Origin of the sequence: Proteus genomosp. 4 str. ATCC 51469 (assembly GCF_003144375.1) — a bacterium.
Classification (GTDB): Bacteria; Pseudomonadota; Gammaproteobacteria; order Enterobacterales; family Enterobacteriaceae; genus Proteus.
The window spans coordinates 42,029-57,265 of record NZ_PENV01000011.1 but is presented as its reverse complement, the minus strand read 5'-3'; the positions used below and the strand labels follow the sequence as shown (position 1 = coordinate 57,265).

Here is a 15,237-nt window from a genome sequence, read left to right as displayed (position 1 = left end):
CTCCTGATTTATCAGCGCTATCTTTTAGCTGATGTTTGAAAAGAGAACTAGGATATGCTGCAATTTATCCTTCAACGTTTGGGACTTGTGATCCCTACGTTTATCGGAATTACATTACTTACGTTTATTTTCGTACATCTTATTCCCGGCGATCCGGTAATGATTATGGCGGGTGAGCGTGGTCTATCTCCAGAGCGCCATGCTTATTTAATGGCAGAGTTAGGGTTGGATAAGCCGTTATGGCAACAATACCTCAATTACCTAAATGGTATTCTTCATGGTGATTTGGGTATTTCATTAAAAAGCCGCATTCCTGTCTGGGATGAATTTTTACCTCGTTTTAAAGCTACTTTAGAACTTGGCGTTTGTGCCATGATCTTTGCGGTTTCAGTCGGTATTCCTGTGGGCGTTTTAGCTGCGGTGAAACGTGGCTCTATCTTTGATCATACTGCGATTAGTGTGTCATTAGCAGGTTATTCCATGCCAATTTTCTGGTGGGGGATCATGTTAATCATGCTGGTGTCTGTAAAGTTAGACCTAACGCCAGTATCTGGACGTCTCGCCGATAGTGTCTTTTTAGATGACAGTAATCCTCTTACTGGATTTATGCTAATCGATACCTTTATTTGGGGTGAAGAAGGGGATTTCATTGATGCTATCCATCATATTATTTTACCTGCAATTGTATTAGGAACCATTCCTCTAGCGGTTATCGTACGTATGACGCGCTCTTCAATGCTTGAAGTATTAGGGGAGGATTATATTCGTACAGCAAGAGCAAAAGGCTTAAGCCGTGCTCGCGTGATTCTTATTCACGCATTACGTAATGCGATGTTGCCTGTTGTCACTGTTATTGGATTACAAGTTGGGACAATGCTGGCTGGCGCAATCTTAACAGAAACCATCTTCTCATGGCCGGGATTAGGACGCTGGTTAATTGATGCCTTACAACGACGAGACTACCCCGTAGTTCAAGGTGGTGTGCTGTTAATTGCAACGATGATTATTTTTGTCAATCTGTTGGTTGATGTTCTTTATGGCATTGTGAATCCACGTATTCGCCATAAAAAATAAGGAATGCATAATGACTGAAAATAAAGTTACACCGGTCATCAATGCACCGGCTCCCATGACACCTTTCCAAGAGTTTTGGCACTATTTTAAACAAAATAAGGGCGCAGTTGTTGGATTAATTTATATCGTAATTATGTTGCTGATTGCGTTATTTGCAGGCTTTCTTGCACCTCACGCACCGAATGAGCAATTTCGTGATTTCTTATTAGCGCCTCCTGTTTGGCAAGAAGGGGGAAGTTGGCAATTTATTCTAGGTACTGATGATGTTGGCAGAGATATTCTTTCTCGCTTAATGTTTGGTGCTCGTCTTTCATTATTAGTTGGCTGTATCGTTGTCGTACTGTCACTTATCTTAGGAATTATTCTAGGGCTAGCAGCAGGTTATTTTGGTGGTCTTGTGGATATCGGCATTATGCGAGTGGTCGATATTATGCTGGCATTACCCAGTTTATTATTGGCATTAGTGCTGGTAGCAATTTTTGGGCCTTCTATCGTTAATGCATCTATTGCACTGACTTTTGTTGCTTTACCTCATTATGTCCGATTAACACGAGCTGCTGTTTTAATTGAAGTAAACCGTGACTATGTTATTGCGTCTCGCGTTGCTGGTGCGGGGTCAATGCGCCAAATGTTTATCAATATCTTACCTAACTGTCTTGCGCCTTTAATTGTTCAAGCTTCTTTAGGTTTTTCTAATGCAATCTTAGATATGGCAGCATTGGGCTTTTTAGGTATGGGCGCTCAGCCTCCAACTCCTGAGTGGGGAACTATGTTATCTGACGTGTTGCAGTTTACACAAAGTGCATGGTGGGTTGTGACGTTCCCTGGTCTTGCTATTTTGTTTACTGTGCTTGCCTTTAATTTAATGGGTGACGGTTTACGAGATGCGCTTGATCCGAAATTAAAGCAGTAACGGAGTAAGAAGATGGCATTATTAAATATTAATCAATTATCGGTTCACTTTGGTGATGAAGATACTCCGTTTAAAGCGGTAGACAGAATTAGCTATCAAGTTGAAGAAGGGCAGGTCGTTGGTATTGTTGGAGAGTCTGGTTCAGGTAAATCTGTGAGCTCACTGGCTATTATGGGGCTGATTGATTTTCCGGGGCGAGTAAGTGCTCAAGAGCTTTATTTTGATGGTAGAGATTTAATGAAAATTTCTGAATCAGAGCGACGTAATTTGGTGGGAGCCGATGTCGCAATGATTTTCCAAGATCCAATGACCAGCCTAAACCCCTGTTTTACGGTTGGCTATCAAATCATGGAAGCATTGAAAGTTCATCAAGGTGGAAGCCGAAAAACACGTAAACAACGTGCTATTGACCTTTTAACGTTGGTGGGTATTCCTGATCCTGCTTCACGTTTAGATGTGTATCCACATCAACTTTCTGGCGGTATGAGCCAGCGAGTGATGATTGCAATGGCGATTGCTTGTCGCCCTAAATTATTGATTGCTGATGAACCAACAACGGCTCTGGATGTAACTATTCAGGCGCAGATCATCGAACTATTGTTGGATTTACAAAAGCAAGAAAATATGGCGCTAGTGCTTATCACTCACGATTTAGCATTAGTGGCAGAAGCCGCCGACACCATTATTGTGATGTATGCAGGGCAAGTTGTGGAATCAGGAAAGGCATCAGAAATTTTTAAATCGCCTCGTCATCCTTATACACAGGCACTATTAAGAGCATTACCTGAATTTGCCAGCAACAAAGCGCGATTAGCTTCATTATCTGGGGTTGTACCGGGTCGTTATGATAGACCAACGGGATGTTTACTTAATCCTCGTTGTCCTTATGCTCATGATGAATGCTATAAAACAGAACCTGCTTTAAGAGAATTGGGAACACATCGCGTGAAATGCCATACACCGTTAGATAATACAGGGAGACCTACTCATGGCTGAAGTTAATCCAAATGTCACTACTCCCTTATTAAAGGCGGTCAATTTAGCCAAGTATTACAATGTTAAAGGAGGGCTGTTTTCAAAAGAGAAAACAGTGAAAGCGCTCGATGGTGTTTCGTTTGAGTTAGAGCGTGGTAAAACCTTGGCGGTTGTTGGCGAATCAGGCTGTGGAAAATCGACATTAGGTCGATTATTAACCATGATTGAGATCCCCACTTCAGGGGAGCTTTCTTATCGTGGGCAGAATCTGTTGATCAAAGATAAATCAGCAGAGAAATTGCGTCGCCAAAAGATCCAAATTGTATTTCAAAATCCTTATGGATCATTAAACCCCCGTAAAAAGGTGGGGCAAATTCTAGAAGAGCCACTTTTGATCAATACGACACTTAACGTATCTGAACGTAAAGAAAAAGTACTATCAATGATGGCAAAAGTGGGATTGAAAACAGAGCATTATAGCCGATATCCTCATATGTTTTCTGGTGGTCAACGTCAGCGTATTGCTATTGCTCGTGGTTTAATGCTTGAGCCGGATATTGTGGTGGCGGATGAACCCGTTTCTGCTCTCGATGTTTCAGTGCGTGCTCAAGTGCTAAATTTAATGATGGATCTTCAACAGGATATGGGGCTTTCTTATGTCTTTATTTCTCATGACCTTTCCGTTGTTGAGCATATTGCAGACGAAGTTATTGTGATGTATTTAGGCCGTTGTGTAGAAAAAGGTACTAAGGCTCAAATTTTTGAAAACCCTCAGCATCCTTATACACAAGCCTTGTTATCAGCAACGCCAAGATTAACACCTGAATTAAGACGCGAACGCATTAAATTAACAGGAGAATTGCCAAGCCCGTTAAATCCACCACCAGGGTGTGCTTTTGCAGCACGTTGCCGCCGTGCATTTGGGACATGCAGTCAATTACAGCCAACTTTAAAAGATTATAATGGCCAACTTATTGCTTGTTTTGCTGTTGAGCAAGATAACATAGCACCTTAAATAAAAAAGAATATATTTAATCAAAGAGGAGCAATATATTAAAATATATTGTTCCTTTTTTTAATTATATTAAGCTAATCTAAATGAAACAATCCTATTATGATTCAGTAAATATTAAATGTTATTTCATGTGAATTTCTTAAAATATTAAGTGGTGCTGGTATTAAAAATAAAAAATATTTATATATTAAAATATTATTATTCTTTTATTTTTGTTTTTAACATCTTAATAAGATTTTTATAGATTTAAATTTACATGGTATTGTATTTTTTAGTGAAATATATTCTATAATCAAAATAATATGGCAATATTGCGGTTAAAAAAGTGAAACCCAGTATTTATCTCATTTTACTATTTTTATCTTACAACTATACTCAAATAATAATAATTATATATTTATCTACTTTAGTTTTAATGGATAGACAGTTTTTATCGCGCTATTTTCTTTATTGAGGGTGATACATAATCTAAAAAATACAGTATAATCACTCTGTTCAAGTATGTATATTGGAAATAGCAATGATGAAACCTCATCTTAAACATTCATTAACAATAAAACAGATGGCCGCAGTTGCGGGCGTTACGTTGGTGACTATTGCTATTTTTATCAGTATCCAACTTGTCTATTTGATAGATCAACGCCGTGAAGATTATCAAAATCAGCTTTTTAATGCGGGTGTCAGTATCCAGCAACCACTTGCTGATGCATTGTTACGATCAGATTTAAATGATGCCAAAAAACAGATAATTGGGTTAAAAGCAACGGGTATCCTCGGTAAAGCGATAGTGATGCAACCTGAGAATATTCAAGTGATGAACTTAGATTTTGCACCCAAAAAAGACGTATCTGATTTCTCAAGCTGGCTTTTTGGTATCCCTGTTGAGGCTGTTATTCCATTACAGCCATTAGGTATTACTTCAACAGATGATAAGTCTTATACCGGCTATCTTATTTTACAGGCTGACACAAACCGTTTTTATCGTTTTGCCAGCAACACTGTCGCACTAATGTTAACCACATATCTGTTAATGGGACTTATTCTAACGGTTGCGATTAGCTGGTGTATCAATCGTATTGTGGTGAAACCTTTACGCCAAATAGCCGTTACTCTTAATAAAGATAGCCAAGTTTCTGCTTTATCTTGTCCAGAATCACATCGTGATGATGAGATTGGTTTGCTGGTTAAAGGATATAATCATCAAAAATCTGATCAAAAATTGCCGAAGGTCTGAACCTTCTTACGCCATAATGAGTCTAATCACTATAGTGATTTCATTTCATGTTTCTGTGGTGACAAAGAATGATAATACAAAAAATAGACATCAAACATCTAACATGTCTTTTGACGCTTATTGTTAAACCTCATAAGTGGTTTAATACCAAGGATTAATAAAACAGAGGTTCACATGCAGGGTGTAATGACACGAATTTTATTGGGAAGCGTTATGTTTGGCGCTGTTGTTTGCCAAGTTCAGGCCGAAGCTTTACAGCCTGATCCTGCTTGGCAAGAAGGGCGACTAGCAAATGGTTTTCAGTGGCAAATCTTACAAACACCGCAACGCCCTAATGATAGAATACAAATTCGTTTATTAGTGAATACAGGTTCTTTATCAGAGAAAAGCAGTGAAACGGGTTTTTCATCCTTGGTGTCTAAACTCAATGTATTAGAAAATACAGGCCTGACACCAGAGAAGCGCGATAACTTATGGAAAAATGCGTTAGATCCAGATTATCCGTTACCGCCAATGATCGTTTCATACGATTTTACGGTTTATAATTTAAGTCTGCCAAATAACCAGCCTGAACTATTAAAAGATGCTTTTGCATTGCTTGCGGGAATTGCTAAACCAGCGCAATATACTGAAAATGCAGTCCGTAACGCTGTTCAGTCCCCACTTCCTATTGCCACATTTCCACTTAATATTGAAGATCCTATTTGGCGCTCACGTCTTGAAGGATCTAATCTAAAAGGCCACAATCCTGGTAAGCCAGTTAATCAGTCAGTTAATACAAAAGAATTATCAGATTATCAACAGCGTTGGTATACCCCTGATATGATGACGCTTTATATTGCTGGCAATGTTGATAATCGAGTATTGACCGAAAGTATTAATCAGGCCTTTTCATCTCTATCTGGAAAGCGAGTTACCCCTGTTCCAGTACCGATGTTGGCAGATATGAAGCCTGAAACATTATATGTACAAGAGCCCATGCGAGCTAAAGATCAAATTTCTTTAATTTGGGATCTAGATTGGTCGCCAGTAAAAGACTCTGATGCGTTAAATAAATATTGGTTAAGTGATTTAGCACGCGAAGTGATCTTTGTTCATTTAGGCCGTAGCCTTGAACAACGTAAAGAAAATGACAGTACGCAAGTTAACATTGATTGCAGAGTACAATATCAGCGCGCCAGTTGTTCTTTGAATGTTGATACTGCGACGGCAAATATTCCATCGTTAGCATCATGGGTGGGTGAAGAGTTAGGTCGTTTGCGTAATCAAGGCATTAGCGATGAGTTATATAAAGAGCTTCAACAAGAGAAACAACTTCAGTTAACACAGCTTTTTGCCCGCTATGCAAAAACAAGCACGGCTATTTTAATTAATCAGCGTTTGCTATCACAACAAAGTAATATTATTGATATTCCTCCTGAGCAATATCAACGTTTACGCCAAGCATTTTTAGCTGGTTTAACTAAAGAAACCTTAAATCAGGAGCTTTCAAGAGTATTGTCTGAAGATATTACTTTTGTATTAACGCAAAGTGGTGAAACACCGACCGTAAATTTAGGTGAATTGCGTATTCAATTTGAAAAGCAAGTTCATCCAGAAGTAGTAAACACACCAGCTTCAGAACCCGCTAATACGGCACCAAATAAAACGGTGGAAACACCTACAGTGACAACCCCGGTGAAGAAATAGCCAGAAAATAATTCGTTGTGCTGATATAAAAAATTAGCGTTTATACAATTAAAAAAGCCAAAAGTGTTATTAATACATTTTTGGCTTTTTGCTTTTTTAATATTAAAGGCGTTTAAACGCTTCTTTAATTATCTCAGTTAATGCTTCACGGTTATTTTTTTGAGTTGTAAAGCCTGCAATAGCAATTTGTTTTTCAGGCAAATAACAAGCAACAGAACCCCAATAACCTAGATGATAATAAAGAGTCCCTAAGTTCGTCTCTTCAGCCATCAACCCTAAACGATAATTTGCAGCACCAGTATGTGAGCCTTGCCATTTCATCTCTTTTAAGGTGGATGGATGTGCATACACTCTATCTTCAAAAAGATCTGCTGTGAATTTAGCTAATTCAAGCGTTGTCATCACAAGACCTCCACCACCAAAAGTATCCATTGAGGCATCAATGTGAGTACCTTCATGTTCACCGGCAAATTGTCTAGCGCGAATTTTCTTGGATATAGGTTGTGGCTCCAGACCTTCCCACCATGTTTGGGGTAAATCTAAGTCTTGAAAATGTAATAATTCACGAACTGCTGTAGCCATATTTTTTCTCATAAATTGAGAAAGAATATCGCCTAGTAAGATGTATCCAGTATCTGAATAAATAAAGCGTTTTCCAGCAGGGATAATGGGAAAACCTTGGTGAGCATAATGCGCGATCTGTTCTTCTCGAGTCCACTGATGGGTGGGATTATTTATAACCTTTTCAAGGTAAGCTTCATTTGCGTGATCAAATAAACCACTGCTGTGGCTTAATAAATGGCGCAATGTGATAGTGTTAAGATCATACCCAAGTTCTGATAATGTTTGTTGATAATGGGTACTTAGATATTTTGTTATCTTATCATCAAGAGACAAGGCATCTTGTTCCCATAAACGTAAAAAAGCGGCTGCGAGAAAGGTTTTTGTATTGCTTGCGATCCGAAAAGGAGTATCTACAGTTAATTTTTTCTGGGTACTTTCATCGGCAAATCCATGTGCCATACCAAAAGGGTATTGGATGCCGGCACCTGTAATATAAATAGCACTCGCTGAGGGTAAGGCATGAAAAGCATCAGTCATTGATTGAACCATAGTTACTTCCTTATCTATCAGGAAAATAAATCAGTAAAAAGGGTGTACTTGGCACCCTTTATTTATTCTGCAATTATTCTTTATTTATTTTTTGCCACTGCTCGTAATTCTGTTACGGTTTTACCGCCTATTCCCCAGTTATCCGTTTCTACTTCATCGATCACAACGACTGTGGTTGCAGGGTTTTTGCCTAAGACATCAACCAAAAGTTGTGTTGCACCCGCAATAAGTTGTTCTTTTTGTTCGGCAGTTGCACCTTCGCGTGTGATTTTAATATTAACGTATGGCATTTTTTTTCCTTATTACGTTATTGATAGACGGTTAATGCAGGGAATTAACCATTGTAGTTTTATCATAAAATTAAGATGTTGATTGCGTTTCAGTCAGCTGTTCTTTACGCATATTTGGACCATCAGTGGCGATCCACGCGGCACAAAAGAGTGTTAATCGGGCAAAAAAGTAGAAGAAAGCCATTAAGCCTATTACCGAACCAAATGCGGCACCTGAAGGTGAGCTTGCTATTCTTGGTAGCATCCATGTCATTACGGATTTTAAAATTTCAAAGCCAATGGCGGCGATAAGCGTACCTTTCATAAGAGAAATACGTTTAGGTTGATGGCGAGGTAAAATCCATAATATCCACAAAAATAGTAAATAGTTTGCAGTAATGGAGATTGTTAGGCCGATGGTTGTCCATGCTGGCGTTAACCATTCAATGCCATCTAATCCTAAGGTATGAACAATCATTCTTTGTGCTGATCCGGCAACAGAAGTGAGCGTTATAGTGACAATTAATGCAAAGAGTAAGCCAATCAGCGCTAAGAAATCACGGAAATAGCGGAAATAGATTTTTTCTTGCTCTTCTTTATTTCTTTCCCAAACAAGTCGTGATTGCGCCAAAATGGCCTGACGTAAGTTACCAACCCAATTAACACCAGAATAAAGTGCAATTGCTAAACCCGTTAAACCGACAGTTGTACGTTGACGAACAGCGGTATCAATACTTTGTTGAACGGTTGCAGCCAATGTTGGATCGTCGATACTATTTGCTACACCAGTAATTAATTTAGCGAGCAAATCGGGATTTGAGGCTAAAACAAAACCGGCACAGGCAAAGGAAAGCATTAATACAGGGATTAATGATAAAAATGAGAAATAAGTGATAGCGGCACCAAACTGATTTCCCATTCTATCAGTGAAGCGCTCTGCGGCACGAATAAGATGTGCAATAAAAGGAATATTGGTAATGAAATTACTAATTTTTATCCCAATACCGATGGCTTTTTTTCCACCATGTAATCCTTTTTCCAGCCCTTTTTTTAGTGGCTGAGTCAGTTGAGTTTTTTCATCTGCTGTTTTTTGTTGCTGCTCTTCTGACATATATCCTCTTTAATTAAATCAGTCCATTTTTAATAAATTAGTGGTATTACTATAGTTTCTACTCAAAAATAGCATAGCTTAATTTCTATTACATACCTTATGCTTATTGTAATTAGCCTCTGATTTAGATGATGTAATTGTTTGTTCTGGTTTAAGTGTAGATGATGAACTATTAAAAGGCGTGATCACCTTGTACTTAATTAAGAATACAAAACCAATACAGTAATTCTGAATTGGTTGAGTTTAATTAGAAAATGACTACTCGCGTATTGTTCTATTCTGTATTTCATAGATAAATAAGGAGTAGGCATTGATTTATGATGATAATTATTTTGTCAGTAGATTTAATTCATCTTCAATAGCTTTTAATTCTGCTTTTTCTTCAGCCAATTTTCTTTCTTGTTTGGCGATTTTATCTGTATCACCTTTGAGTTGAGCTTCTTTTAATTCAAGTTCGCGCTCTTTGACATCAAGTTGTTTTTCACGTAATTCAAGGCGCGTGTTTTCAACCACTTTTTCTGGTGTGCAATAACGCTCAACATTTTGTAATGCTCGTTCTAAGCCTTGTAGGCGGTATTGATTACCGTGTGCTTTTGCATATTCCATCTGTTTTTGGATATTTTGTTTTTTAATCTCGCAGCCATTGATTGAGGTGTTGGCATACGCACTGCTGACAGACAGTGTTAATGCAATTGCGGTAAAGAGTACTTTTTTCATTTTAATATCCTATCTAATCTTAAGTGAAATATAGGATTATCATAACGACTGAACACTAAGACACAACGTTTCTTTCGCTTTCAATGAAGAAGTTCGGCTTTTTCTGATACACTGAACTTAATCAAGCTTTCAGAGTAAATTCACTACTAAGCTATACTTATTTCTAACGGAAGATAAAGAATGCTGAGCTATCGCCATAGTTTTCATGCTGGCAACCACGCCGATGTTTTAAAACATATTGTTCAAACACTCATCATTGAGTCTTTAAAAGAGAAAGAAAAACCATTTCTTTATCTTGATACTCATGCTGGCGCTGGACGTTATCAATTAACCAATGCTCATGCGACTCGCACTGGCGAATATCTAGAAGGTATTGCACGCTTATGGCAACAAGATGAGGTACCAGAGCTTATTTTACCTTACCTTGAAGCCGTTGGAGAATTAAACTCAAGTGGTGAACTGCGTTATTATCCTGGTTCTCCTTTATTAGCGGGAAAACTATTAAGAGAACAAGATTCTTTGGTGTTAACGGAATTACACCCAACAGATTACCCTCTATTACGCACAGAATTTTCTCGTGATCCGCGAGTGAGAGTTTCTCGCGAAGATGGTTTTGGCCAATTGAAATCTAAACTACCACCCGCAAGTCGTCGTGGATTCGCATTAATTGATCCTCCTTATGAACTTAAACAGGATTATTCTGCTGTAGTGAAAGGTGTTGTGGAAGGTCATAAACGCTTTGCAACGGGAACATATGCGATTTGGTATCCAGTGGTTCATCGTCAGCAAATTAAGCGTATGCTAAAAGAGCTTGAAGCAACTGGCATTCGTAAAATTTTACAAATTGAATTAGCAGTAAAACCTGATAGTGATCAATTAGGTATGACGGCATCAGGTATGATTGTGATTAACCCACCTTGGAAGCTAGAGTCACAAATGAAATCAATATTACCTTGGTTACATAAAACATTAGTTCCTGAAGGTATTGGTCATACATCAGTTGAATGGGTTGTACCAGAATAAGCATCCTTATTATTGTTTTTGCCTATTACTGTAAAAGCTAAAATCTGACGTGCTATGTATTAAATTTTGTCATAATAGACTTTATGACATGAAAGACTTAGCCTGTGAGTTACCTATTTTTCTACAGATAAATGGATCAGAGAAATGACGAGCAAACATTACGATTATATCGCCATTGGTGGCGGTAGTGGCGGTATCGCATCAATTAATAGAGCAGCAATGTATGGTCAAAAATGTGCATTAATTGAAGCGAAAGCATTAGGTGGCACTTGTGTTAATGTGGGCTGTGTACCTAAAAAAGTGATGTGGCATGCAGCGCAAATTGCCGAAGCTATTCATCAATATGGCCCTGATTATGGTTTTGATACGACGGTTAATCGTTTTGATTGGGATACTCTTATTAGTAGCCGTTCTGCTTATATTGACCGTATTCATCAGTCTTATGACCGTGTATTAGGTAATAATAAAGTTGATGTTATTCAGGGGTTTGCTCGTTTTGTTGATGCGAATACGATTGAAGTCAACGGTGAGAAAATCACAGCCGATAATATTCTGATTGCAACAGGCGGGCGTCCTGTTCAACCTAATATTCCAGGCGCCGAATATGGCATTAATTCTGACGGCTTCTTTGAGTTAAAAGCATTACCAAAACGTGTTGCTGTCGTTGGTGCTGGTTATATTGCAGTAGAACTTGCAGGTGTGTTAAATGCTTTAGGAAGTGAAACGCATCTATTTGTACGCAAACATGCCCCACTGCGTAATTTCGATCCATTAATTGTTGAAACTCTGCTTGAAGTGATGGAGAGCGAAGGGCCTAAGCTACATACTCACGCGATCCCTAAAGCTGTGATCAAAAATTCAGATGGCAGTTTAACGCTACAGCTGGAAAACGGCACAGAACAGACCGTCGATACTTTAATTTGGGCAATTGGCCGCGAGCCTGCAACCGATAACCTTAATCTGGCAGTAACAGGCGTTGAGTTAAACGAAAAAGGTTATATCAAAGTTGATAAATTCCAAAATACCAATATAAAGGGAATTTATGCTGTGGGCGATAACACCGGTGCGGTTGAATTAACCCCGGTCGCTGTTGCTGCAGGCCGTCGTCTATCAGAGCGTTTATTTAACAATAAACCTAATGAGCACTTAGATTATTCGAATATCCCTACGGTTGTCTTTAGCCATCCAGCTATTGGTACTGTTGGTTTAACAGAGCCTCAAGCAGTTGAGCAATATGGTGCTGATCAGGTCAAAGTATATAAATCTTCTTTCACAGCAATGTATAGTGCAGTGACTCGTCATCGCCAACCTTGCCGTATGAAACTTGTTTGTGTGGGAGCTGACGAAAAAATTGTCGGTATTCACGGTATTGGTTTTGGTATGGATGAAATGCTACAAGGTTTTGCAGTTGCACTGAAAATGGGGGCAACGAAGAAAGACTTTGATGACACTGTGGCAATTCACCCAACGGCAGCCGAAGAATTTGTTACCATGAGATAAGCGCATAATATCGCTTACTTTGAAATTAACATGCAAAAGCTAGAGTTTATACTCTGGCTTTTTTATTGAAAATTTGTACTTATTCCTACTTTATTTTTAGTCCAAACCCTTTCTTTTCTATTTTTTCCTAAAAGCATATTCGTCTACTTATTGACCATTAAACCAGTCATTAAGTGAAATAACTTATTTTGTAAAAAAAAGGTTATTACTCCGTCAATATCGACTTTTTATTTTATGCAATTGTGCGATAGGTTTTGCTCGTTTTGTAAACAAAAATTGACAGCTTTACATGTTATTTTGTATCAAAATGTTAATTAAAGAAACAATCATCTTTTTTATCAAAAATCTTATAATTTATAATTATATTCTTATATATCAATGTATAACCATCTTACTCTCAGAGAATGAATGTCTTTAATTGATGTTTTTTTATGAGAAAAAACGATTGAAGTAACCATATTGTATCTGTGGATATTGTTGTTGGTGGAAATGATTAACAAATAATTATAATTATTAACAATATAATGAACTATGATAATATCCAATTTTAAAGATACAAATTAATAACATTATAAATATAAATGGTAAATCCATTACTGAGGTAGAAGATGAAAATTTCAAGGAGAAAGCTGCTTTTAGGTGTTGGTGCTGCGGGCGTTTTGGCTGGCGGTGCTGCGTTAGTTCCAATGGTTCGTCGTGATGGCAAATTCGTTGAAACTAAATCTAGAGTATCATTTGTCGAAGGGACAGAAGGTGCTCTACCTAAAGAGTCTGATGCAGTGATTATCGGGGCTGGTATCCAAGGTATCATGACCGCTATCAACCTTGCAGAACGTGGCATGAGTGTCACTATTTTAGAAAAAGGCGAGATTGGCGGTGAACAATCGGGCCGAGCATACAGCCAAATTATTAGCTATCAAACATCACCAGAAATTTTCCCATTACATCATTACGGGAAAATTTTATGGCGTGGTATGAACGAGAAAATTGGTGCAGACACCAGTTATCGTACACAAGGTCGCGTAGAAGCACTTGCTGATGAAAAAGCGTTTGATAAAGCCCAAGCATGGATCAAAACAGCAAAAGAATCTGCAGGATTTGATACGCCATTAAATACTCGCATTATTAAAGGTGACGAGTTATCAAACCGTCTTGTTGGTGCGCAAACGCCGTGGACTGTTGCAGCTTTCGAAGAAGACTCAGGTTCTGTTGATCCAGAAACAGGTACACCAGCATTAGCACGTTATGCTAAGCAAATTGGTGTAAAAATCTACACCAACTGTGCAGTAAGAGGCATTGAAACTGCTGGTGGCAAAATTTCTGATGTTGTAACAGAAAAAGGTGCAATTAGAACATCTCATGTTGTTCTTGCTGGTGGTATTTGGTCACGCCTATTTATGGGTAACATGGGCATTGATATTCCAACGCTGAATGTTTACTTATCACAGCAACGTGTATCAGGTGTTCCTGGCGCACCTCGTGGTAACGTGCATTTACCAAACGGCATTCACTTCCGTGAGCAAGCGGATGGTACTTACGCTGTCGCACCACGCATTTTCACAAGTTCTATTGTGAAAGATAGCTTCTTATTAGGACCTAAGTTCATGCACCTATTAGGTGGTGGTGAGCTACCATTAGAATTCTCTATCGGTGAAGACTTATTTAATTCATTTAAGATGGCAACATCTTGGAAATTAGATGAAAAAACACCGTTCGAACAATATCGCATTGCAACAGCAACACAAAATACTGAGCACTTAGATGCCGTGTTCCAAAGAATGAAAACTGAATTCCCTGTATTTGAAAAATCTCAAGTTGTTGAGCGTTGGGGTGCAGTTGTTAGTCCAACATTTGATGAATTACCTATTATTTCTGAGGTCAAAGAATACCCAGGCCTAGTTATTAATACCGCTACAGTTTGGGGAATGACTGAAAGCCCCGCAGCTGGTGAATTAACGGCTGATATTGTAACAGGTAAAAAACCAGTTATTGATCCAACACCATTTAGAATGGATCGTTTTAAGTAGTAATTAACCCCTTGTTTTACTGTAGATTAAACATTTTAAGGAGTTTTCATGCGCTATAAAAGTTTACTTGTTGCCCTGCCTTTTATTTTTGGTGTAGCAAGCGCAAATGCAGCGGAGAATGTTGTGCATCATAAATTAGACGGTATGCCTATTTCAGAAGCAGTTGAAATTAATGCAGGCAACAATCTGGTTTTCTTAAGTGGTAAAGTTCCTACTAAGAAATCAGCAAATGCACCAGAAGGTGAATTAGCTTCTTATGGTAATACAGAAGAACAAACCATTAATGTTCTAGAGCAAATCAAAACTAACTTGAATAATCTTGGTCTTGATATGAAAGACGTTGTTAAGATGCAAGTATTCTTAGTTGGTGGTGAAGAAAATAATGGCACTATGGACTTTAAAGGTTTCATGAACGGTTACTCTAAGTTCTATGATGCTTCAAAGACTGATCAACTACCAGCACGCTCAGCGTTCCAAGTTTATAAACTGGCGAACCCTGCATGGCGTGTGGAAATTGAAGTTATCGCTGTTCGTCCTGCAAAATAAGAACGAGAGCTTTTACTCAATTTCGACGTAA

At 38.3% G+C, this 15,237-nt stretch carries 14 protein-coding genes; 10 read left to right on the top strand and 4 right to left on the bottom strand.

Going from position 1 to position 15,237, the window contains the following annotated elements; all coding sequences use genetic code 11:
- Positions 1-54 precede the first annotated feature (54 nt).
- The 6 genes from dppB to DK866_RS11080 all read left to right on the top strand — a co-directional run bounded on the left by dppB (position 55) and on the right by DK866_RS11080 (position 6,900).
- Positions 55-1,074, top strand: a complete 1,020-nt coding sequence (dppB, locus tag DK866_RS11105) for a dipeptide ABC transporter permease DppB (protein ID WP_109408948.1) — start codon at positions 55-57, stop codon at positions 1,072-1,074.
- Between the two features lie 10 nt (positions 1,075-1,084).
- Entirely contained in the window at positions 1,085-1,987 is a 903-nt protein-coding gene (dppC, locus tag DK866_RS11100; RefSeq protein WP_072068807.1) for a dipeptide ABC transporter permease DppC, read from the top strand.
- Positions 1,988-1,999: 12 nt separating this feature from the next.
- The gene (gene dppD / locus DK866_RS11095; protein ID WP_109408947.1) at positions 2,000-2,983 is read left to right on the top strand and encodes a dipeptide ABC transporter ATP-binding protein; all 984 of its coding nucleotides are present in this window, start codon (positions 2,000-2,002) and stop codon (positions 2,981-2,983) included.
- Entirely contained in the window at positions 2,976-3,977 is a 1,002-nt protein-coding gene (gene dppF, locus DK866_RS11090) for a dipeptide ABC transporter ATP-binding subunit DppF (RefSeq protein WP_109408946.1), read from the top strand. The genes dppD and dppF overlap by 8 nt, the downstream gene beginning before the upstream one ends.
- A 523-nt stretch (positions 3,978-4,500) precedes the next feature.
- Positions 4,501-5,211 carry a HAMP domain-containing protein gene (locus DK866_RS11085; RefSeq protein ID WP_109409039.1) on the top strand — a complete coding sequence of 237 codons (711 nt, stop codon included), beginning with the start codon at positions 4,501-4,503 and terminating at the stop codon, positions 5,209-5,211.
- Positions 5,212-5,385: 174 nt separating this feature from the next.
- Positions 5,386-6,900 carry an insulinase family protein gene (locus tag DK866_RS11080; protein ID WP_244179690.1) on the top strand — a complete coding sequence of 505 codons (1,515 nt, stop codon included), beginning with the start codon at positions 5,386-5,388 and terminating at the stop codon, positions 6,898-6,900.
- Between the two features lie 102 nt (positions 6,901-7,002).
- On the opposite strand, the gene DK866_RS11075 is transcribed toward DK866_RS11080, so the two are convergent.
- From DK866_RS11075 to DK866_RS11060, 4 genes are all read right to left on the bottom strand, one after another.
- A complete protein-coding gene (locus DK866_RS11075) occupies positions 7,003-8,013 on the bottom strand; it encodes a serine hydrolase domain-containing protein (RefSeq protein ID WP_109408945.1) in 1,011 nt (336 codons plus the stop codon).
- An 80-nt stretch (positions 8,014-8,093) separates the two neighbouring features.
- Positions 8,094-8,303 carry a 2-hydroxymuconate tautomerase family protein gene (locus DK866_RS11070; RefSeq protein WP_109408944.1) on the bottom strand — a complete coding sequence of 70 codons (210 nt, stop codon included), beginning with the start codon at positions 8,301-8,303 and terminating at the stop codon, positions 8,094-8,096.
- A gap of 70 nt (positions 8,304-8,373) precedes the next feature.
- Positions 8,374-9,393, bottom strand: coding sequence for an inner membrane protein YhjD (gene yhjD / locus DK866_RS11065; protein ID WP_109408943.1), 1,020 nt, complete (start codon positions 9,391-9,393; stop codon positions 8,374-8,376).
- Between the two features lie 327 nt (positions 9,394-9,720).
- The gene (locus DK866_RS11060; protein ID WP_109408942.1) at positions 9,721-10,110 is read right to left on the bottom strand and encodes a DUF1090 domain-containing protein; all 390 of its coding nucleotides are present in this window, start codon (positions 10,108-10,110) and stop codon (positions 9,721-9,723) included.
- A 180-nt stretch (positions 10,111-10,290) separates the two neighbouring features.
- Between DK866_RS11060 and DK866_RS11055 the strand changes: the two genes are divergently transcribed.
- The 4 genes from DK866_RS11055 (at position 10,291) to DK866_RS11040 (ending at position 15,206) form a co-directional block, all read left to right on the top strand.
- On the top strand, positions 10,291-11,133 hold the full coding sequence (locus DK866_RS11055; RefSeq protein ID WP_109408941.1) for a 23S rRNA (adenine(2030)-N(6))-methyltransferase RlmJ: 843 nt from the start codon (positions 10,291-10,293) through the stop codon (positions 11,131-11,133).
- A gap of 144 nt (positions 11,134-11,277) precedes the next feature.
- A complete protein-coding gene (gene gorA, locus DK866_RS11050) occupies positions 11,278-12,633 on the top strand; it encodes a glutathione-disulfide reductase (RefSeq protein ID WP_109408940.1) in 1,356 nt (451 codons plus the stop codon).
- 608 nt (positions 12,634-13,241) lie between these two features.
- Positions 13,242-14,660, top strand: coding sequence for an NAD(P)/FAD-dependent oxidoreductase (locus DK866_RS11045; RefSeq protein WP_109408939.1), 1,419 nt, complete (start codon positions 13,242-13,244; stop codon positions 14,658-14,660).
- Between the two features lie 48 nt (positions 14,661-14,708).
- Complete coding sequence (locus DK866_RS11040; protein WP_072068788.1) at positions 14,709-15,206, top strand: RidA family protein; 498 nt, start codon at positions 14,709-14,711, stop codon at positions 15,204-15,206.
- Positions 15,207-15,237: the final 31 nt, after the last annotated feature.